At 66.7% G+C, this 19,051-nt stretch carries 16 protein-coding genes; 9 read left to right on the top strand and 7 right to left on the bottom strand.

The window, feature by feature from the left end; all coding sequences use genetic code 11:
* Positions 1–88: 88 nt before the first annotated feature.
* From FHY02_RS20355 to FHY02_RS20325, 7 genes are all read right to left on the bottom strand, one after another.
* Positions 89–988, bottom strand: coding sequence for a phytanoyl-CoA dioxygenase family protein (locus FHY02_RS20355; RefSeq protein WP_183925703.1), 900 nt, complete (start codon positions 986–988; stop codon positions 89–91).
* A gap of 139 nt (positions 989–1,127) precedes the next feature.
* Entirely contained in the window at positions 1,128–2,417 is a 1,290-nt protein-coding gene (locus FHY02_RS20350) for an O-antigen ligase (RefSeq protein ID WP_183925701.1), read from the bottom strand.
* Between the two features lie 36 nt (positions 2,418–2,453).
* Positions 2,454–2,834, bottom strand: coding sequence for a hypothetical protein (locus tag FHY02_RS20345; protein WP_183925698.1), 381 nt, complete (start codon positions 2,832–2,834; stop codon positions 2,454–2,456).
* On the bottom strand, positions 2,831–4,117 hold the full coding sequence (locus FHY02_RS20340) for a hypothetical protein (protein ID WP_183925696.1): 1,287 nt from the start codon (positions 4,115–4,117) through the stop codon (positions 2,831–2,833). The genes FHY02_RS20345 and FHY02_RS20340 overlap by 4 nt, the downstream gene beginning before the upstream one ends.
* Positions 4,068–6,284, bottom strand: a complete 2,217-nt coding sequence (locus tag FHY02_RS20335) for a polysaccharide biosynthesis tyrosine autokinase (RefSeq protein WP_183925693.1) — start codon at positions 6,282–6,284, stop codon at positions 4,068–4,070. The genes FHY02_RS20340 and FHY02_RS20335 overlap by 50 nt, the downstream gene beginning before the upstream one ends.
* Before the next feature lie 17 nt (positions 6,285–6,301).
* Positions 6,302–7,009 (bottom strand): polysaccharide biosynthesis/export family protein, encoded by a 708-nt coding sequence (locus FHY02_RS20330; protein WP_183925691.1) that lies wholly within the window; start codon positions 7,007–7,009, stop codon positions 6,302–6,304.
* Positions 7,010–7,092: 83 nt separating this feature from the next.
* A complete protein-coding gene (locus FHY02_RS20325) occupies positions 7,093–8,484 on the bottom strand; it encodes an O-antigen ligase (protein WP_183925689.1) in 1,392 nt (463 codons plus the stop codon).
* Between the two features lie 380 nt (positions 8,485–8,864).
* On the opposite strand from FHY02_RS20325, the gene FHY02_RS20320 reads away from it, so the two are divergent.
* The 9 genes from FHY02_RS20320 (at position 8,865) to FHY02_RS20280 (ending at position 19,040) form a co-directional block, all read left to right on the top strand.
* A complete protein-coding gene (locus FHY02_RS20320) occupies positions 8,865–10,160 on the top strand; it encodes a sugar transferase (RefSeq protein WP_183925687.1) in 1,296 nt (431 codons plus the stop codon).
* 100 nt (positions 10,161–10,260) lie between these two features.
* A complete protein-coding gene (locus FHY02_RS20315) occupies positions 10,261–11,307 on the top strand; it encodes a hypothetical protein (protein WP_183925685.1) in 1,047 nt (348 codons plus the stop codon).
* A 146-nt stretch (positions 11,308–11,453) separates the two neighbouring features.
* Positions 11,454–12,530 (top strand): GDP-mannose 4,6-dehydratase, encoded by a 1,077-nt coding sequence (gmd, locus tag FHY02_RS20310; RefSeq protein ID WP_183925756.1) that lies wholly within the window; start codon positions 11,454–11,456, stop codon positions 12,528–12,530.
* A gap of 5 nt (positions 12,531–12,535) precedes the next feature.
* Positions 12,536–14,026 (top strand): lipopolysaccharide biosynthesis protein, encoded by a 1,491-nt coding sequence (locus FHY02_RS20305; RefSeq protein WP_183925683.1) that lies wholly within the window; start codon positions 12,536–12,538, stop codon positions 14,024–14,026.
* A gap of 13 nt (positions 14,027–14,039) precedes the next feature.
* Positions 14,040–14,825, top strand: a complete 786-nt coding sequence (locus FHY02_RS20300; protein ID WP_183925681.1) for an FkbM family methyltransferase — start codon at positions 14,040–14,042, stop codon at positions 14,823–14,825.
* On the top strand, positions 14,818–15,858 hold the full coding sequence (locus FHY02_RS20295; RefSeq protein WP_183925679.1) for a glycosyltransferase family 2 protein: 1,041 nt from the start codon (positions 14,818–14,820) through the stop codon (positions 15,856–15,858). Before FHY02_RS20300 ends, FHY02_RS20295 begins: the two co-directional genes overlap by 8 nt.
* Positions 15,858–16,838, top strand: coding sequence for a GDP-mannose 4,6-dehydratase (locus tag FHY02_RS20290; protein ID WP_183925677.1), 981 nt, complete (start codon positions 15,858–15,860; stop codon positions 16,836–16,838). Before FHY02_RS20295 ends, FHY02_RS20290 begins: the two co-directional genes overlap by 1 nt.
* Positions 16,835–18,073 carry a class I SAM-dependent methyltransferase gene (locus FHY02_RS20285; protein WP_183925673.1) on the top strand — a complete coding sequence of 413 codons (1,239 nt, stop codon included), beginning with the start codon at positions 16,835–16,837 and terminating at the stop codon, positions 18,071–18,073. The genes FHY02_RS20290 and FHY02_RS20285 overlap by 4 nt, the downstream gene beginning before the upstream one ends.
* Positions 18,074–18,080: 7 nt before the next feature.
* Positions 18,081–19,040 (top strand): glycosyltransferase, encoded by a 960-nt coding sequence (locus FHY02_RS20280; RefSeq protein WP_183925671.1) that lies wholly within the window; start codon positions 18,081–18,083, stop codon positions 19,038–19,040.
* Positions 19,041–19,051 lie beyond the last annotated feature (11 nt).

The raw sequence follows: 19,051 nt of genomic DNA, 5'->3' as shown, positions 1-19,051 counted from the left end.
GATGATGGGGGGCGGTCCGATCAACTCTTGGCGACATGACCGGCGACCGCTTCCCGGTCGGCGAGAAGCGGCCGACCAGCATCACCGCCTATCGGCGGTACCGCGTTCCAGTCTGCAAAACGTTCTTCGCCATGCTTTTCACGCGCTGGCTCACGGGCACCGCGATCGGCTTCCCTTCGCTCACGCCGCCGACGTTCCGACCGGTGCGGATATCGACCGGGTAGCGCCGATGTAGCCCTTTCGCGGCGTCGGACAGCAAGGGCGTGTGATAGCTGCAGCCCTCGAAATAATAATGGGTGACCTGGCTGTGTCGTGTCCGGCCTGGATCGAGGATCGGCTGACCGCCGTGAAGCAGGTTGGCGGACCAGACCAGCGCCTGTCCCTTGCGCAGATGCGCCTCGCGCGGTTCGAGACCGTGCTGAGCGACAACCCCGGCGATGCCCGGCTCGTACACCGTACGATACAGGTCATACGGGTTTTGCCCGTTCAACGATGTGACGCCGAAGTCGGCCAGTGTCGCCTGCGGCAGTGTGTGCGACCCGGGATAATAATGAAGCGGGCCGTTCGCCGCGTCGATGTCCTCGAGTGCCACCCAGACGCCGCCCATGAATCCCTGCGGCTCACTGTCGAAATGGATCGTGTCGCTGTGCGTCGCCTGCTGGGTGCCGCGGTCGAAGTTCAAGGTCTGAAACGGGAAGGCTTCGCGTCCATAAAGATAGTGCAGGGTCTCGAGGACCTGCGGGTGCGTCGCGAGCTGACGCACCGCCTGATTGGTCCGCCACGCGTTCTCGATCCGGTGCGTATCGTCGAATTTCGGCGCGAGACCGTCGACGATCTGGCTCGCGACCGAGTCGAAATCGGGTATGTCGAGGTCGAACACGACATAGCCATCGCGCTCGTAGACGGCGGCCAGAGCCGCCAGATCATGTGGCACCATCATCGTCCTTATCGCTACCCGCATCGGTGAAAAGAAGCGACGAATCGACAATGTTGGCCGCGAAGAGCCGATCGACGAGACATCGTCGCCGATCCGGCGCCTTCGCGCGACGATGTCGACCGCACCTTCGTCTTCTGCCTAGCCCAATGATCCAGTGACGCCAAGACGAGACAACATCCCCGCGGTTCGCTCAGTCTGCCACGACGCCGCGCGCGCCCGCGAGGCAGATCGCCAGACCGCCCAGGATCAGCATGACGAACTGGGCGAAGTGGAACATGCCGTCGAACAATCCCTCGATCGCCAACACGTCCACCATCAGGACAACGGGCAACAGCGCCGATGCTCGCGCGGCGGCCTGATGGGCGTGCCAGGCGGCGCCGGCGAGCAGCGACCCAGCCGCCGCGCCGCCGACGATGCCCCAGTTGAGCAGGAACTCGACGACGACGTTATGCGGGTGGATGTAGAAGGGCGGCAGCAGCCACCAGCTCGCCATCATCCCGCTTCCCAGCAGCGGGTGGTCGAGGGCGAGCCGTAGCAGTGCCGACCAATAGCTCAGCCGACCCGTCGCGAACCCATCGACGGAGGTGAAATTGTTCGCTTCGAAGAAGGTGTATGAGGGGTCGTGATAGGGTTGGAACGGGAGCGTCAGGAGCGCGCCGGCCAACAGGTAGAGCGGCAGGATCGACCAGAAAGCGCGCGCGCGCGGTGCTCCCGCCACGAACCACGCGATCGGGAGGACACACAGGTCTGCGAGCAGCGCCGCGCGCGTCGTCGTCCAGAAGGTGAGCGCGAAGGCGAATGCCGCCGCGGCATACAGGCGATGCGCGGCCGGCCCTCGCCCCGGCGAGAGCCAGGCTAGGCCGAGGAGTGCCGCGAATACCGCGCCGGTCCAGGATCCGAACAGTCGAACGTTGATGAAGCCCGGTATGGCGACCTTCCAGTCGACCGACCGTTCATGGCCGACGAGCCACGCCGGCAGGAAGGTGAAGTGGATCACGATCATCAAGGTCAGCGACACGAGGCCGACGACGAAGCCGGGCCAAAAGCGCGCCAGCGCGACCTGCGGCACGTCACGCATCAGATGGAACAGGCCAGCGGCAAACAGCAGATGAATCGTCCAGGCGAGGCAGAGCATGATCGAGCAGGACGGTAGCCGCGACACGGTCACCGAACTGATCCAGAAGGTCGTCAGAAAAACGGTGAGTGCGACCTGAGCCCAGCGCGGCAGCGCGCGCGCGATCGACCAAACGTCGAGGCCGCGCGCTTGGGCATGGAGGATCAAGGCAATCTCGCCGGCGAGATAGACATAGCCCCACAGCTGTGCGTTCTGCACGACGATCGGCCGTGCCGCGAGATCGTAGGTCGCGAAGAGGATGCCCGCGATCACCGGCAGCACCGTGCCCATGGCAAGACCCAGCCAGAACGGACGCGCTGCCGGGTCGAGCCGCGTCGCGGTGAGAGCAGTGAGGCTTACATCCATGCCGGCGTTGCTAGCGCCGCAGTGGTAAATACGGCGTTAGTCGCTAGATGGCCGGGGCGTACGGGCGGGCGGTGCCGACCGCGTCTCGTCCCGCCGGCCCGCAGTGCGCACCTCCCGCTCGGCCGCGCGATAGGCGGCGGCGCCGCCCATCAAAGGGTCATAGCCGCGGTCGATCCGGGTGTGCAGCCGAGTCTCGATGCGGTTCTGGATACGACTCGCGACACGGGCTGTGGGCGCAATCCCCGCTGCTGACTGGAGCCGCGTCTGCCGCTGCCCGACGGCGCCGGCGGTCGACCTCGCGACTCGGCCCATCGGCGGCGACGGATCGTCGCGCCCGCTCGCCTGGGCGGTGGCAGGCGCCGCGCAGAGGAGCGACACGACCGCCGCAAGCAGGCACCATCCACGGAGGGTCGTCACGCCGCCGGCTCCAGCTCGACACGATCGATCTGCGCCGACAGCCCGCTCGCCGCGCTGACCGGCCGCGCGATGAGCTGCAGCATCTGGATACCGCATCCCGACGGGATCACGATATTGCCGCCGAACCGACCCCCGGTGCGGGACAGATCGGGTAGATCGACGCGACCGAATTCACGCCCGTCGTGGCAGGTGATCGACCAGTACGGGCGCTCGCCGTCGGGCTGGCTGATGCCCGTGCCGTGGCCGATCAGCCGGTATCGACCAGGAGGAAGCAGCTGTAACTGCCGGAGAACGGCACCGCCAGCGCTCGCTGGTGCAGCGACCTCAAACACGCCTCCCCCGTCGCCGCGCTGGATCGAGGCGCTGATGCCCGGGCTCTCCACCGGGGTCCAGTCCAGCGGCGTCGCCGCGCTCGTGTCGGCGGTGAAGCGTGGATCACGAGAGCGCCGCCGATCGAGCCCGCGTCGTCCCGCGACGTAGAAGTTCCACGTCTGCTCGACATAGCCGGCGCGGGCGAGCGCCGTCACCGCAGCGGCACGCGCACTCGCGGGAATGACAAATCCCGCGTCGCCCGCCGCGCGGAGCAGCTGCGCCGCGGCGAGGGGATCATCTGCATGATCCGCGACATAGCTGACGAACGGCGCTGCCCAGGGAGGTGCGCCGGCGAGCAGGCGCACGAGCGGGGCGCGGACCGTCGCGTTCGCGCTCGCTGCCGCGAGCACTGGAAACAGCAGGTCGGCACTCTCGGGTGAGGTCCGCAGCGCGATGTCATAGTGCCGCAGCGCGCCGCCGACGTCGCCGCGCCCGACCGCATCTTCGAGCGCCCAAAGCTGGGTGGTCAGGTCACGACGCGAGAGCCGTTCGCTGTAGGCGAAGAGCCGGCGCGCGCGCGTGCGATCGCCGGCGAGCTCGGCATCGAGGCCCAGCGTCACGACCGCGGGCACGACCGTGGCGTCGCGCCGCAGCGCCTCCAGCGCGAGCGCCCGCCCCCGCTCGCGATCATGGCCCCGTCGCGCCGAGTCCTCGCGGATCAGCGACTGGGCGAGTCGGCCGGTGATCTGCGCGTTCGCCGGCGCGAGCGCATGGCCCGTCGCCAGGTCGCCGCGCGAGAGCGCTCGGCCAAGCGACGCGGAAACGCCGATCCAGCCCGTCACCGCCAGCGCGACGGCGATCGCGCCACGTGCGAGGCGGCGCTTGGTGCGGCCCCCGGCGCGCCGTTCGCGCGCGGGTCGATCAGCCGGCGCGCGCACGAGCCGACTGATCGTCGCTGCGACCGTAGCCATAGCCATAATCGTAGCCATAGCCGTAATGCGCCTTGCGCGCGTCGAACTTGGTCAACACTGCGCCGAAGATGCGTGTGTTCGCGCTCGCCAGGCGGCTCAGCGCGGTTTTCACCAGGCTCGACCGTATGCCGTGCGATTCCACCGTGTAGATCACGCCCTCCACGCGGCTGGCGATCAGCGGCGCGTCGGCCAGCCCCATCACCGGCGGGGAGTCGATGATCACGTGATCATACGTCTCCAGCAGTCGCTCGATCAGTACCGACAGACGATTGCCGGTGAGCAGCTCCGCGGCGTTCGGCGGGATCGGACCCGCCGACATGGCGGTGAAGCCGAGCTCGGCCATGGTGAAGGTGAGCGGTGCGATCTCCTCCTCGCCCGCCAGGAAGTTGCTCAACCCGCGGTCATGATCCACGTTGCCGAGATGATGGACGGAGGGCGAGCGCATGTCGCCGTCGACCAGGATCACACGCCGCTGCGCGCGTGCCAGCGTCGTCGCCAGAGCGAAGGCGGTGGTCGACTTACCCTCAGCAGGGCGAGTCGAGGTCACGACGAAGGAGCGCGGAACACCATGTTCGGTGGTGAAGCCGAGATTGGTCTGCACGGCCAGATAGGCGTCGAACAGGTCGGACTTGCGATCGAGCAGGGCCTCCTGCGGCGTGCTCGTCGCGACCTTGGGAACCGAGCCGAGTAACGGGAGGCCGAGCCGCCGCTCGATCTCGGCGGGGTCGGCAATCGCCTCGTCGATCTGCTCGAGCGCGTATGCGATGGCGGCGCTGAGACCGAGCCCGAGAAGCAGCGCGAGCGCGAGATTGAGCCCGAGCTTGGGGCTCGAGGGACGCTGCGGCACGTCAGCGGTATCGACGATCGCGATGTTGTTGATGCCGACGCCGCCGGCGACGCCGATCTCCTTGAAGCGCTGAAGCAGGCCGTCGTACAGCGCGCGATTGGTATCCACCTCCTGCTGGTAGATGTTGTACTGGATGCTGCGGCGCCGCACGTCGAGATACCGGCTCTTGAGCTGGTTGACCTTGGTCTGGAGGGCCTGCTCTCGCTCACGCGCCTCGCGATAGTCCGCCAGCTGTGATCCGGTGACGCGATTTTCCTCGCGCGCGATGGAGCGGTCGAGCTGATCGATCTGGGACTGGATCGCGCGTGCGGCAGGATATCCCGGTTCGAACTGCACCATTAGCTTCTGATAGTCGGCCGCCAGCTCCGCGCGCCTCTGCCGCAGCGAATTGATCGCGAGGTTCCGCAAGGCCTCGGTCGAGGCGCCGGATCGCCCGATCTGCTCGTAGCGCGCCTGCGCCTGGATGCGGTCGGTGGTCGCCGTCGCGAGGGCGCCATTGAGCGCGGCGAGGTCGTCGACCACGATCGAGCGCTCGGACGCGGTCTTCCCGTCGCCGCCCGACTGTGCGGGCAGCGTGATGATCTGCTGCGCCGAGGCGTAGCCGACGAGCTGACGCTGTGACTGGTCGAGTTTCTCCTTCTGCAACGCCAGCTGGCGTTGCAGAAGGTCGCGGCCATAAGCCGTCGCCTGAACCTTTCGCTCCAGATTGGTCTGGATGAAATTGTCTGCCCAGGCGTTCGCGACCTGAGACGAGAAGATCGCGTTTGGGCTGGTGAACGCCACGTCGACCAGGCGTGACAGTCGCGTCGGATTAACCGACAGGTTCTTCAGCAGGATCTCACCCGCCACCCGCTGGCGCTCGGGACGGCCCGATGCCGGGTAGCGGCCGCCGACGAGATCAAACGCCGGTTTGGAACTAGAATAGCGGAAGCGGGTGTAGAAGTCGGGATCATCCACGAGACGCAGCTGGTTGGCGACACGCTCGGACAATGCCCGCGAGCGCAACAGCCCATATTGCGTCTGGTAGAACTCCTGATCGGCGACGCTGGTCTCGCGCTCGACCCCCTGAAAATTAGTGACTTGGTTCGACTCGCGCGACACCTCGAGCGTGGTGATCGCGGTATATTTGGGAGTCATGAGAAGAGTGATGACCAAGCCCAGCATCAGTGCTGCGGCGGTGATGCCGATGATGACATAGCGCCACCGCATCGCCACGCGCATGTATTGCTTGAGCAGAGGCAAGCGCTCGGGCTCGACCCCGGTCGGGCTCGGCGGATTGAGTCCCGACGCGGACACAAAGTTGGTCGAAGCCACGTTCATGACAGTCCTAGGCAGCCTTACTGGAGTACCGCGATGAGCGGCCCTGCGAGAAGCGGAGACAGCGACACGAAATCGCGGAAGAGACGACGCTGCGGCGAGTCGCCGACCATGATGATGTCGTTGGCGTAGATCGAGGGATCGTCATAATAACCGCGCCGGATCGCATCGATGTTATACAGGCCGGCCAGCTTGCGGCCGTTGACCGTTCGCAGAATGACCACGTCGTCCTGCCGGGCAAACTCCGAGAGGCCCTTGGCGGAGGCGATCGCGCGCAGCAGCGTCATCTGGTTCGTCACCGGATACAGACCGGGCTCCACTACCTGTCCGTCGATCGTAACGACTTGGCTGACCGAGCTGCGGATATTGACCGTTACCTCAGGATTGCGAACGTATCGGCCCCGAAGCGCGCTCTCGATCGCGCGCGCTAGCTCCGCCGAGGTCTTGCCGCGCGCGTCGATTGTGCCCGCCAGCGGCATCGAGATCCGTCCACTGGCGTCGACCTGCATGTCGCTGCTGAGCTCGGGTACGTTGAAGACGTCGACTTGGATCGTGTCGAGCGGTCCGATCAGCGAGGGGCGATCGCCCGCGGTGAGATCGTTCCGATCGGGTGCCGGCAGCCCGGTATCCGGTATCACGGTAAGCCGCTGGTTCGACTGCAGCGGCGGCCGCCCCGCACATCCGGCCACGGCAACCGAGAGGATGGTGGCAATAAGAACGTTACGCATGTGCTAGGCGGGGTTCCAGACTGGCGGAAGTTGCGCCGCTATAGATGCTGCCCCCGGCGCGGTAAAGCGCGGCCACCGCCACACTATTCGGACGCGCGCGGGGCGTAGGCGAGCCACGTGGCGGCCAGCGCGATTACCGCCATCATCAGCGGCGTGCGCGCCGGGTAGTCGAAGACGCTGGCGATCATTACCAGCAGCAGGATCACCGCGCCGGTACGCGCCGGCAACGCGTCGGGCATGGGCGCGCGCATCGCGCGCACGGCGGACACCGCCCACCAGACCAGCGCGCTCACTAGGACGGCCAATCCCGCCGCGCCGCCGTCCAGCACGATCTCAAGGAAGTCGTTGTGCGCGTGATTGAAGAAGGTGGGTTTCAGCAGCGCGTAAGGTTCATTGGCGCGGAAGATCGGATCGAAACTGCCGAACCCCGTCCCCGCCGGAAAATAGCCGGTCACCATCTTCAGCACGGTCGGCAGCGCTCGTACGCGCGTATCCTGCGCGGCGTCGATCGTGACGAGCCGATTGACCGACTGAGCGCGGTCCGCGGTGATGCTGATGCCAATAAGCAGGGCCAGCACCGCGACGAGTGCGGCGACGGCGGCCGGAAGAACCCACCGCGGCGCGCGGCGCAGCTCGCGCCGCAGTCCCTGCCTGGCGAGCACCAGCGCCAGCGCTACCGCCAGCGCACCGACCGCGAGACCGGCGCGGGAGCCGGTCGCTAGCAGCGTGAGCACGAAAAAGGGCATGAGCCCGAGGGCGATCGGACCGCGCCATCCGGAGCGCCGCCCACCGTTGAACGCCCAGCTCGGCACCACGACGCAACCGATGGCGACGAACAGTGCAAAATGGTTACGGTTGGCGAACGTCCCGCTGACGTCGCCCGGCGTGCCGTTGATCAGGGCATTGCCGAACCCCGCGCCCGATGCCTGAAGGAGGCCGACCAGCGTTCCAGCCAGCACGACCGCCAGCAGGATCGCGGGCAGATGGCGGCGCTCGCCCTCGCGCAGCCCCGCCGCAAGTACCAACACCGCGGCGGGGACGATCAGCGCACCGAGCGCGTTGGCGGTGGCCGCCGGCACCATTGACCACGGACGCCACGGCTGCGACTGCCCGCTGGCCGCGGCAGCCTCGCGCAACAGGTCGCGTCCGGGCAACGATTGCCACAGCGAGACCGGGAGCGGGATGAGCTGCAGCAGCGGCAGCAGCGCGACGAGGGAGAGCAGCACGGCCGGCACGGCCACGCGTCGCAGCGCGGGACGCTCGCCGACCAGCGCCATGGTGATCAGCGACAGCCACGCCGCGCCGCGCACGATCGCCTGACCCAGAACGTCCGGGCGTGAGGCACCACCGGCGAGCCATAGCGCCGCCAAGAGGCCGGCGAGCAGACAAAGCGAGACACTGAACTTGTCGGACAGTCTGGACCGATGCGCTGAAGACATGGCTTCGCGCCTAGAATCTTGCGCGATCGATCGCAACGTCTGTCGTGCGCGGTACCCGCGGCTCACCCCTGCCGTGTGGCATCACGTGCTGGTTGCGCGCCCGAAGCAACTGCCCTACCACGCGGCGCTGCCTGGCGGGCACTGGCAAAGGGCGTAGTGGCTATGCGCTCCCCGGCGGCACCGGGACGTTGAGATCATTCGAGTGCAAGCGATGCATCAGCTGAATCTGGCCAGGCGCGAGTATCGCGCGACCGCCCCGGGGCGACGGGCGTAATGAACGAGCCGGGCGCTAGCCTGGTCGACGCGTGAGGGCGCGCCTATAACGCGGCTGATGCTGCACTGGCGCACCGGCGGGGACCTTTAAAGATGGCACGGGTCAGCTCGATCGTGCCAGATGAACGCGAGTGGAACCGTTCATGCTGATGACCAAGCAGATCGTCGCCAGTCCGATGCGGAACATGACAATCGTTCGGCGACTGCGCTTCCAGGTCGTGCTCATGTGGGCGCTCTCGGTCGCGGCGCCGGGATTGTACGTCTATCTCGGCTTCATCACCGCCGAGTCGAACCGGGCCATTCTCAACAGCGTCGTGGCAGCGGCGGTCGCGACGCTGACCGGGCTGATGATCCTGCGACGCGTCGACGACTTTCCCGGCATGCGGTCCTATTCGATGATCCTGCCGTCGTTCGCGGCCAGCTACGGCATCGCTCTCGTCGGGATCCTGGGCCTGCGACTGGTCTACAGCCGGGTGGTGCTGACAAGCAGCTTCGTGGTCGCGGTGCTCACCGCCTTCGGCCTCGCCTTCCTGACCGAGCGGCTCGTCAAGCCGATCTTCTCTGTCGTGCCTGGCGGCGACGCCGACACGCTCCAGGACATCGACGAGGCGCGCTGGATGATGCTCGACACCCCGGTCGTACCGCAGCATGAGCCGTGCCTCATTGTGGCCGATTTCCGCCATGACCACGCCGCCGCCTGGGAGCGGATGCTGGCCGAGGCCGCGATCAGTGGCCGGACCGTCTATCATTCCAAACTGCTGCGTGAGTCGCTCACCGGGCGTGTCACGATCGAGCATCTGTCGGAGAACAGTTTCGGCTCGTTGCTGCCCAACCACGCCTATCGCCGGGTCAAGCGGCTGCTCGATCTCGTCGGTGTGGTGCTGCTGTTGCCGCTACTGCTCGGGCCCATGGCCATGATCGCGCTGATCATCGCGCTGGACTCACCGGGCGGAGTCTTCTTCCGGCAGGAGCGGATGGGATATCGGGGCCAGACCTTCCGCATGGTCAAGTTCCGGTCGATGCGACCGCGCGACGCGATCGCGGACGAGCACGGCGCGCGCGAAGACGCGATGACACGCAGCGACGACGATCGGGTGACCCGCATCGGTCGGGTGCTGCGCCGTACCCGGCTCGACGAGCTGCCGCAGATCGTCAACATCCTTCGCGGCGAGATGAGCTGGATCGGTCCGCGACCGGAGGCGGTGCCGCTGTCGCGCTGGTACGAGAGCGAGATCCCGTTCTACAGCTACCGTCACATCGTTCGGCCCGGGATCAGCGGCTGGGCGCAGGTCCAGCAGGGACACGTAACCGATCTCGACGCCATCAACCAGAAGCTGTCGTACGATTTCTACTACATCAAGTATTTCTCCGCCTGGCTCGACATCATTATCGCGATGCGGACGATCCCCACGATGATCGGCGGCTTCGGTGCCCGATAACGCCGCCTTGCCGGCGCCGGGGCTGCTCCCCCTGCCGTCCGACGCGTCGGTAGCACCCGCCGCGCCCGTCGCGCCCTCGCTTTGGCCGACGATCCGGGCCATGGCCTTTCCGCTGCTGACCAACGCCTGGCCGTTGCTCCTCTTCGTCTCGCAGAAAGCGTTCGTCGTCCCCGGGCTTTTGCTGGTCGGGAGCGGGGACACGCGCTACCGGCGCGACCTGATGCTGGCCATCGCCCTCGGCGTGGTCGGGCTGCTGGTGTACTTCACGCAATTCGGTAACGGGTATGACCAAGTCCACCTCATCGGCTTCGTGCTGTTCGTCTTCGCCATGCCAGCGCTCAACTACGGCGTCCGCCGTGACCCGCGACTGCTTCGCAAATTCCTGACGTACTTCACGTTATTCAATGTCGCTCTGAGCATCTACTTTCTCGTCTACGACGTCGATCTGTACGGATTCCGCGGCCTGAACCGGATCGAGGGCAGTGACGGCGTGACCTACCGGATCTATTTCGAGTCCTCGAGCCTCGCCGCGGTCGCGCTGCTGTCGACCTTCCGTCGCCGCTGGTTGCAGCTCGCGACGCTGGCGGCAGTGACCTTCTTCGTGGTCCTGATCGCGCGAAGCGCTGTGGTGATGGCGCTGCTCGCGGCCAATCTCATGGCGCCCTACATCCTTCGCAGTCCGCCTCACATCAAGGTCGCGACGGCGATCGCGGCGGTGGGAAGCGCGGTGCTGCTCTTCATCTACCTGCCCGTGGTACGGCCCGACATCGATCTCAGCCTCAGCGCGAAGCAGCTCCAGCTCCAGGTTATCCTCAGCTTGCTCCAGGACAATTGGAGCGGTTGGGGCTGGGGGACCTTCATCCCCTACCTGTCGACCGACCGCGACCAGCCCTACCAGATCGAGATGCAGCTACCGATGCTGGTACTCCAGCTCGGCCCCGCCGCGACGACGGCGATCCTGCTGCTCATCCTCGCCATGTTCCTATCCGCCGCGGAACAGTCGCTGCGCGGCTATGCGCGGTTCGCCACCTACGCATTGATCGGCTTCAACAATCCCTGGCTGTTTCTACCATCCTGGTATCTTACCTGTCAGCTGCTGTTCCGCGTCGAACCGGACCCGCCGACCGATCCGGCGCTCCGACAATGACGCTTGTTCGCCCGGAGCCTCGCCGATAAGGCCCTGCTCCGGTCCGGTGACAGGAACATGCGCGCTCCGCACCGTGCTGATCCTTCCTCCTGTATCAGTTGGAACGGCGCGGGCGGCCGTTTGAGTTTGAGCAAGGCTGGGTGATAATGCAGAAGACGAAGACGGCGCTGATCACCGGGATCACCGGGCAAGATGGATCTTATCTCGCGGCCCTGCTGCTCAGCAAAGGCTACGTCGTTCACGGCATCAAGCGCCGGTCGTCGAGCTTCAACACCGATCGGATCGACCATCTTTACCGCGACCCGCACGAGGAACAGGTTCGTCTGTTCCTCCATCACGGTGACCTGACCGACGGCGGCAACCTGATCCGGCTGCTTCAGCAGATCGAACCGGATGAAGTCTACAACCTCGCCGCGCAGAGCCACGTCGCCGTGTCGTTCGAGCAGCCGGAATATACCGCCGACGTCAACGCATTGGGCACCCTCCGGCTGCTGGAGGCGATCCGCGCGCTCGGACTGGCGCGGCGTACGCGCTTTTACCAGGCGTCCACCTCGGAGCTGTACGGGCTGGTCCAGGAGGTGCCGCAGCGCGAGACGACCCCCTTCTACCCGCGCTCGCCCTATGCCGTGGCCAAGATGTTCGCCTATTGGACGGTCGTCAACTATCGTGAAGCATACGATATCTTCGCCTGCAACGGAATTCTCTTCAATCATGAGTCCCCGGTTCGCGGCGAGAATTTCGTGACGCGCAAGATCACGCGCGGCGCGGCACGGATCAAGCTGGGTCTGCAGGACTGTCTCTACCTCGGCAACATGGACGCGCGACGCGATTGGGGCCACGCACGCGATTACGTCGAGATGCAGTGGCGCATGCTCCAACAGGATCGTCCGCGCGATTTCGTGATTGCCACGGGTGTACAGCATACGGTGCGTGACTTCGTCGGTGCGACTTTCCGAGAACTTGGCATATCACTCACGTGGCAGGGCGAGGGTCTGGACGAAGTCGCGCTCGACGACACCGGCCGCCGCGTCGTCGCGGTTGATCCGCGCTACTTTCGTCCCACCGAGGTCGAGACGCTGCTCGGCGACCCGACACTGGCGCACGAGGCGCTGGGCTGGCAGCCCAGCACCAGTTTCGATGAGCTCGTGCGCGAGATGGTCGCGTCTGATCGCCGCGGCGCCGAACGCGAGGCACTGCTGCGCCAGCACGGTCTGCACAGCTGACGTTCATGACGAACGGTCGGAATTTCATTGCCGGGGTGGCGAGCTCCGGCTGGACCGCGCTGATCGGCCTCCTCGTGGTGCCGTGGTACATCCGCTACCTCGGGATCGAAGCCTATGGGATGATCGGCGTCCATCTGACGCTGCAGAGCCTCTTCGTACTGCTCGACCTCGGCCTCTCTCCCGCGGTCAGCCGCGAGGTCGCTCGCGCCGGAGTCAGCGGCCATATGGCTGCGGCGCGGCGCCTCGTCCACTCCATGTCTGTCCTCTTCGTAGTCGCCGGCTGTCTAGTCGCGGCGCTTCTGGCGGCGATGGCGCCTTGGATCGCGCGCGACTGGCTTCACGCCGGCTCGCTGCCGACTGGTCAGGTCACGCTGGCGCTCGCGCTCAGCGCGGTCACCGTCGGCCTGCGCTGGCCCGCCACGCTGTACACCGGCGTGCTGAACGGCACGCGTAGGATCGACCTTGCCAGCGCGATCACCATCGCGACGACGACGTTGGCCAACGGCGGCGCCGTCGCGGTGCTGGCCTTTGTCGAGCCCTCACTTCGCGCTTTCTTTCTCTGGCAGGCGGCCGTCGGGCTGCTCCACTCGCTCGCCATGCGCCATGCCGCGCGGCGGGCGATCGGCCAGGACGCGACCGATCGCTTCGACTGGACGGCGATCCGATCGATATGGCGCTTCTCGGCCGGGATGGCGGGCGTGGCGGCGACCGGGATCGTGTTCTCGCAGATCGACAAGGTCGTCTTGATGCGCACCGCGACGCTGGTGCAGGTCGGGCATTACACGATTGCAATCGCGCTCACGAGCGTCCTCTACCGGCTGATTACGCCGGCGTTCAACGTGGTTTATCCGCAGTTCTGCTCGTTGGTAGAGGCTGGCTCCGAGCACGATCTGTCGCGCCAGTATCACGCATCGACGCGCTTGTTCCTGTCGCTGATCCTCCCCGCCGCCATGTCCATCGTCGTCGGCGCGCCGAGCATTCTTGCGCTGTGGGTGCATGACCCGACAATAGTGCAGCAGACATCGCTAATCGTCGTGCTGCTCTGTCTCGGCACCGCAGCGCACTGCATCATGTACTTCCCTTATGCGCTGCAACTCGCCAAGGGGAATACGACGCTGCCGCTCACGATTAACCTATGCCTGTCACTCGTGTTCCTCCCGCTGGTGATCGTCCTGGCGCTTGCTCGCGGCGCGGTCGGTGTCGCCGCCGCCTGGTTGGTGCTTCACTTATGCTATGTCGCGCTCGGCACCTGGCTGACGCACCGGCATATCTTGCCCGGCGAGGGGCGGCGATGGGCAACGAAGGCGGTCGGGCCCCCTCTTGCCATTTCAGTCGCTTTCGGGTTTGCAGCGGCGACGGTCATGCCGAACGCGGGTAGCGACGTGGTGCGTCTGCTGGTGTGCTTGGTCGGTGCGGCAGGGGCAGCGGCGACGAATGTGCTGCTGATGCCGGAAGGGCGGCTCTTAGTGAGGCGCGCCACGGCTGGACTGACATAGGATTATGAGGGTCGTGGCAGAGCAATTTCACGGGCAGTTCGGTGAGGACCGGCTGCTGGCCGACATGTTTAGAGACGTCGGCGCCGGCGTGTGCGTCGATGTCGGCGCCAACGACGGCGTCACGGGCAGCGTCAGCCTCTATTTCGAGCGGATCGGCTGGCGGTGCGTGCTCGTCGAGCCAAATCCCGACCTTTGCGCCCGGCTACGACGGGAACGCGCTTCCTTCCTGTTCGAGGGCGCCGCCTCGGCGGCGCGCGGCACGACCACGCTGATGCTGGCGGAGGGCGCCGATTTGTCTCACGCGGTCTCCAGTATCGAACCTGGTGCGCGCGACGGGATACGGCGGCAGGGCCTCACGGTGCGCGAGGTGGCGGTGGCCACGGCGCCGCTCGACGAGGTCCTAGAGCAGGCCGGCGTCGCGCCGGGCGAGATAGCCTTCGTCTCCATCGACGTGGAGGGCCATGAGGCGGCAGTCCTGGCAGGCTTCGACCTGGCGCGCTGGCGCCCGCGCGTGCTGATCATTGAGGACAATTCGATCCTCCTCGGCAACGGCCTACGCGGGCTCCTGGAGCGGCAGGGCTACGTGCGCTTCCGGCGCACCGGCGTGAACGACTGGTACGCCGCGCGCGGCGACGCGGTCGCGGGGGAGCGGCCGGAGCAGGCCTATCGCGCCTCGATGGTGCGCGCGCGCGGTCTGATGATCCGACGCAACCTCTCCGATCGATTGTTGGCACTTCCCGGTGTGGGCGGCGCGATCGGCCGCGTGCTGCGCGCGTTGCGGGGGCGGTCGGGTGACTGAGCCGCTGCTCTCGATCTGCATGGCGACGTTCAAACGCGGCAACTTCATCGCGGCCACGCTCGACACGATCCTTCCGCAGTTGCGGCCCGGGGTCGAGCTGATCGTCGTCGACGGCGCCTCGCCCGATGACACCGCGGCGGTGGTGTCAAGCTACACACGTGACTGGCCGCAGCTGCGCTACGTTCGCGAGGAGACGAACTCAGGGGTGGACGCCGACTATGACAAAGCGGTCGGCTATGCGCGCGGCCGATATGTCTGGCTGATGACCGACGACGACCTGCTCAAGGACGGTGCCGTCGACCGGGTGCTCGGCCTGCTCGACGAAGATCCCGACCTGCTGGTGGTGGACGCCGAGATCCTCGACGTGCGCTGCGCGGCGATGCTGCAGACCCGACGTTTCGGCTTCTCGGGGATACGCCGCTATGGCGCTGAGGATGGGGACGCGTTTCTCGCCGACGCCGGCGACGTGCTGTCGTTCATCGGTGGCACCGTGATCCGTCGCTCCTTGTGGCTGAGCCGCGCGCGCGAGCCTTATTACGGTTCCCTCTTCATCCATGTCGGCGTCATCTTCCAGGCGCCGATCGAGCGCGTGATCCTGCTCGGCGAACCGCTGATCCAGATCCGCTTCGGCAACGCGATGTGGAGCGCGCGCGGGTTCGAGATCTGGATGTTCATGTGGCCCGAGATGATCTGGAGTTTCCCAGGCTTCTCCGATGCCGCCAAGGCCGCGGTCACCCCTGCCCGGCCGTGGCAGATCCCGCGTAAGATGCTCGGCTTCCGTGCCAATGGCTCGTATGACCTGGGCCAGTACCGGCGCTTCTTCGGCGCGCGGCGCGTCGGCACGTGGCGCCTCGGTCTGCTCGCGCTCGCACTGCTGCCCGGGCGCCTCGCGAACGTGGTCGCGCTGTCGTTCCTGCTCGCCATGCGCGGCCGTTACAGACCGGCCTGCTATGCGCTGGCGTGGAACAGCCGCTTCGCGAGCGCGCTCAGCCGCCGTATGGCGGCGCGATCTCCGTCCAAGCATCCGGCGTGATGGCGCGTACCGCGCTGATCTTCGGCATCGCGGGGCAGGACGGCTCCTATCTCGCCGAGCTGTTGCTCGGTGAGGGCTATCGCGTTGTCGGCACGTCGCGCGATCCGTCCTCCGCGCGCGCGCGCCTTGGCGCGATCGGCTGCGGCGCGGCGGAGCTGACCGACGTGGATCTGCGCAGCACGGCCGCGATCGCGGCGCTCGTCGATCGCTCCTGCCCGGACGAGATCTACAATTTCGCCGCCTTCTCGACCGGCTTGGGGATGCACGATCGGCCGGTCGAGATCGCCGAGATCAACGGAGTTCTGATCGCCCGCGTGCTGGACGCGATCCGGGGTGCCCCGACCCGTTTCTGTCAGGCGTCGAGCAGCGAGATGTTCGGCATCGCGCGGACCAGCCCGCAGGACGAGCACACCACCTTCACCCCACGCAGCCCTTATGGTGCGGCGAAGCTGCTGGCGCATCAGCTGATCGGCATGGCGCGGCAGCGCGACCGGACGTTCGCCTGCTCCGCCATCCTGTTCAACCATGAGAGTGAGCGCCGCCCTGCCGCCTTCGTCACGCGCAAGATCACGCGCGCGGCGGCCGCGATCGCGGTCGGCGCGGCGGACGAGCTGGTCCTCGGCGATCTCGAGGCGCGGCGTGACTGGAGCCACGCCGCCGACGCCGTGCGCGCCATGGCGCTGATGCTGCGGGCCGAGCAGCCGGATGATTATGTCGTGGCGAGCGGCGAGACGCACTCGGTTGCCGAATTGTGTGAGATCGCCTTTGCTCATGCCGGGCTGCACTGGAAACGGCACGTCCGCGTCGACCCGGCGCTGCGGCGATCGCCCGACGGCGCCCAGCTGATGGGTGACGCGCGGCGCGCGCGCACCCGCCTCGGCTGGGCGCCACGCATTGGATTTCAGACGATGATCAAGAACATGGTGGATGCCGACCTGCTCGCCTTGCGGGCAGGCACTCAAGAAGGGAAGATGGCGTGACGGACCCGATCAAAGCATGTCGCATCTGCGGCAACGAGCGGCTGGAGCCGGTCCTCGACCTCGGCGAGCAGCGCCTGACGGGCACCTTCCCGCGCGGGGAAGACCCTGAGCTGACCGGCGGCCCGCTCGTTCTGGTCAAATGCGTCGGCGACGACACCTGCGGGCTGGTCCAGCTCGACCGCAGCTATGACCTTGAGGAAATGTACGGCGAGAACTACGGCTACCGCTCAGGTTTGAACCAGAGCATGGTCAAGCATCTCGAGGCCAAGGTCCGTCGTATCACCGATCTCGACCTGATCCGCCCGGGCGATCTGATCGTCGACATCGGCAGCAACGATGGCACCACGCTGGGCTTCTACCCGGCGGACGGCGTGACACTGGTCGGCATCGATCCCACGGCCGCCAAGTTCCGCCAATATTACAAGCCTCACGTCGAGGTCATCCCCGACTTCTTCACGGCCGGTCTGGTTCGCGAACGCTTTCCCGGCCGCAAGGCGCGTGTCGTCACGTCCTTCTCGATGTTCTACGACCTGGAGGACCCGCTCGCTTTCATGCGCGAGATCGAGGGGATCCTCGAGGACGACGGCGTCTGGGTGTTCGAGCAGAGCTATCTGCCGACCATGCTCGCGCGCAATTCCTATGACACGGTCTGTCATGAGCACATCGAGTTCTACGCGCTCCGGCAGATACACTGGATGGCGGAACGTGCCGGCCTGGCGATCCGCGACGTCGAGTTCAACGACGTCAACGGCGGCAGTTTCTCGGTGACGGCGGGCAAGGCCGATGGCGCGCCGCTGCCCGCCACGGTCGCGGCTCTGCTCAGCCGCGAGGAGAGCGACGGCATCAACTCGCTTGGGGTCTACCATCGCTTCGCCGAGCGCACCCGTCGGCTGCGCGAGGAACTCACCGCCTTCATCGCCGCGGCGCGCGCGGAGGGCAAGACGGTCGCCGCGCTCGGCGCTTCGACCAAGGGCAACGTGCTGCTGCAATATTGTCAGCTTGGTCCCGATGCGATCACGGCGGTCGGCGAGGTCAACCCGGACAAGTTCGGCTGTGTGACGCCGGGAACCTGGATCCCGATCGTTCCGCAGGAGCAGCTGCTCGGCGACAAGACCGACTATCTGCTCGTGCTGCCGTGGCACTTCCGCGACTTCTTCGTGGCGTCGCGTGAGCTCGCCGGGAATGCGCTGCTGTTCCCCCTCCCCGAGCTCGAGGTGGTGCCGCCGCGGGCGTGAGGAAGCGATGATCCGGGTCGTCATGTGCGCGCATAACGGCGCGCACTTCCTCGAGGCGCAGCTCGCGTCGATCATGGAGCAGCAGCTACCGGTCGACCAGATCCATGTGTTCGACTTCGCCTCGACTGACGCGACGCGGTCGTTGCTGGCGGGCCTCGCGCCCCGGTGGCCCAGGCTCGACGTCCAGTTGGTCGACCATGCCCCCGGTGTGACGCTGTCGTTTCGCCACGCGCTCGCGAATATCGTACCGCGCTGCGCCGACGACGACCTCGTGTTCCTGAGCGATCAGGACGACGTCTGGCTGCCGCAGAAGACGGCCCGAATGGCTGCACGGGTGGCGGCCGCGCGACGCGGCGTCGACGACCGGATCCTCGCCTTCCACGACGTGATACTCTGCGACGCCGAGCTGCGCGAGCTGCGGCCAAGCTTCTACGATGGCCGTCCGTTCCGATTGCCGCGGGACCTCGAGCCGGCTCGATTGATGATCGCTAGTCCGGTGATCGGCCACACGATCGCCGCCACCCCCGCCCTCCTCGCGCTCATGCTGGAACATCAGCGGCTCGAACATTATGTGATGCACGATTGGGCGCTGGTGCTGCTCGCCACGCACCTCGGCCGCGTCGAGTTCGAACCCGAGCGACTTGGGCTCTACCGCCAGCATGACAGCAACGTGCTGGGCGCCGGGCGTCGACGCTCCGCGATCGGTTACGTGCGGCGCGCGGCGACGCTGTCGCGCGCGGTCAACGTCCAGGCGCGAGCGTTCCTCGCCGATCTCCCCGTCGCCGCCGCGGCGGTGAACGAGCGGACCGACCGTTCGCCACTGCCCGGGCGTGGTCCGCTCGCGTGGCGCCTCGGCGTCGCGATGGCGACACATGGCCCGACGATATGGCATCGTGCGCTCGGCTTGACCCAGTTGCGCTACCTCGTCCCGTTCCGGCGTGACGCCGGCGCGCGCGATGGATCCTGAAGGGCGTCCGC

The sequence above is a fragment of the Sphingomonas sp. BK069 genome (assembly GCF_014193405.1).
Classification (GTDB): domain Bacteria; phylum Pseudomonadota; class Alphaproteobacteria; order Sphingomonadales; family Sphingomonadaceae; genus Sphingomonas.
Note: the sequence above shows the minus strand (reverse complement) of the source record. Positions and strands in the feature narration are given on the sequence as shown.

What these genes read in the sequence shown, in the direction of transcription:
- FHY02_RS20350 (WP_183925701.1), bottom strand. Translation starts at nt 2,417, where the DNA reads ATGGATGTAAGCCTCACTGCTCTCACCGCGACGCGGCTCGACCCGGCA.
- FHY02_RS20340 (WP_183925696.1), bottom strand. Translation starts at nt 4,117, where the DNA reads ATGGCTACGGTCGCAGCGACGATCAGTCGGCTCGTGCGCGCGCCGGCT.
- FHY02_RS20335 (WP_183925693.1), bottom strand. Translation starts at nt 6,284, where the DNA reads ATGAACGTGGCTTCGACCAACTTTGTGTCCGCGTCGGGACTCAATCCG.
- FHY02_RS20330 (WP_183925691.1), bottom strand. Translation starts at nt 7,009, where the DNA reads ATGCGTAACGTTCTTATTGCCACCATCCTCTCGGTTGCCGTGGCCGGA.
- FHY02_RS20320 (WP_183925687.1), top strand. Translation starts at nt 8,865, where the DNA reads ATGCTGATGACCAAGCAGATCGTCGCCAGTCCGATGCGGAACATGACA.
- FHY02_RS20315 (WP_183925685.1), top strand. Translation starts at nt 10,261, where the DNA reads ATGGCCTTTCCGCTGCTGACCAACGCCTGGCCGTTGCTCCTCTTCGTC.
- gmd (WP_183925756.1), top strand. Translation starts at nt 11,454, where the DNA reads ATGCAGAAGACGAAGACGGCGCTGATCACCGGGATCACCGGGCAAGAT.
- FHY02_RS20305 (WP_183925683.1), top strand. Translation starts at nt 12,536, where the DNA reads ATGACGAACGGTCGGAATTTCATTGCCGGGGTGGCGAGCTCCGGCTGG.
- FHY02_RS20290 (WP_183925677.1), top strand. Translation starts at nt 15,858, where the DNA reads ATGGCGCGTACCGCGCTGATCTTCGGCATCGCGGGGCAGGACGGCTCC.
- FHY02_RS20280 (WP_183925671.1), top strand. Translation starts at nt 18,081, where the DNA reads ATGATCCGGGTCGTCATGTGCGCGCATAACGGCGCGCACTTCCTCGAG.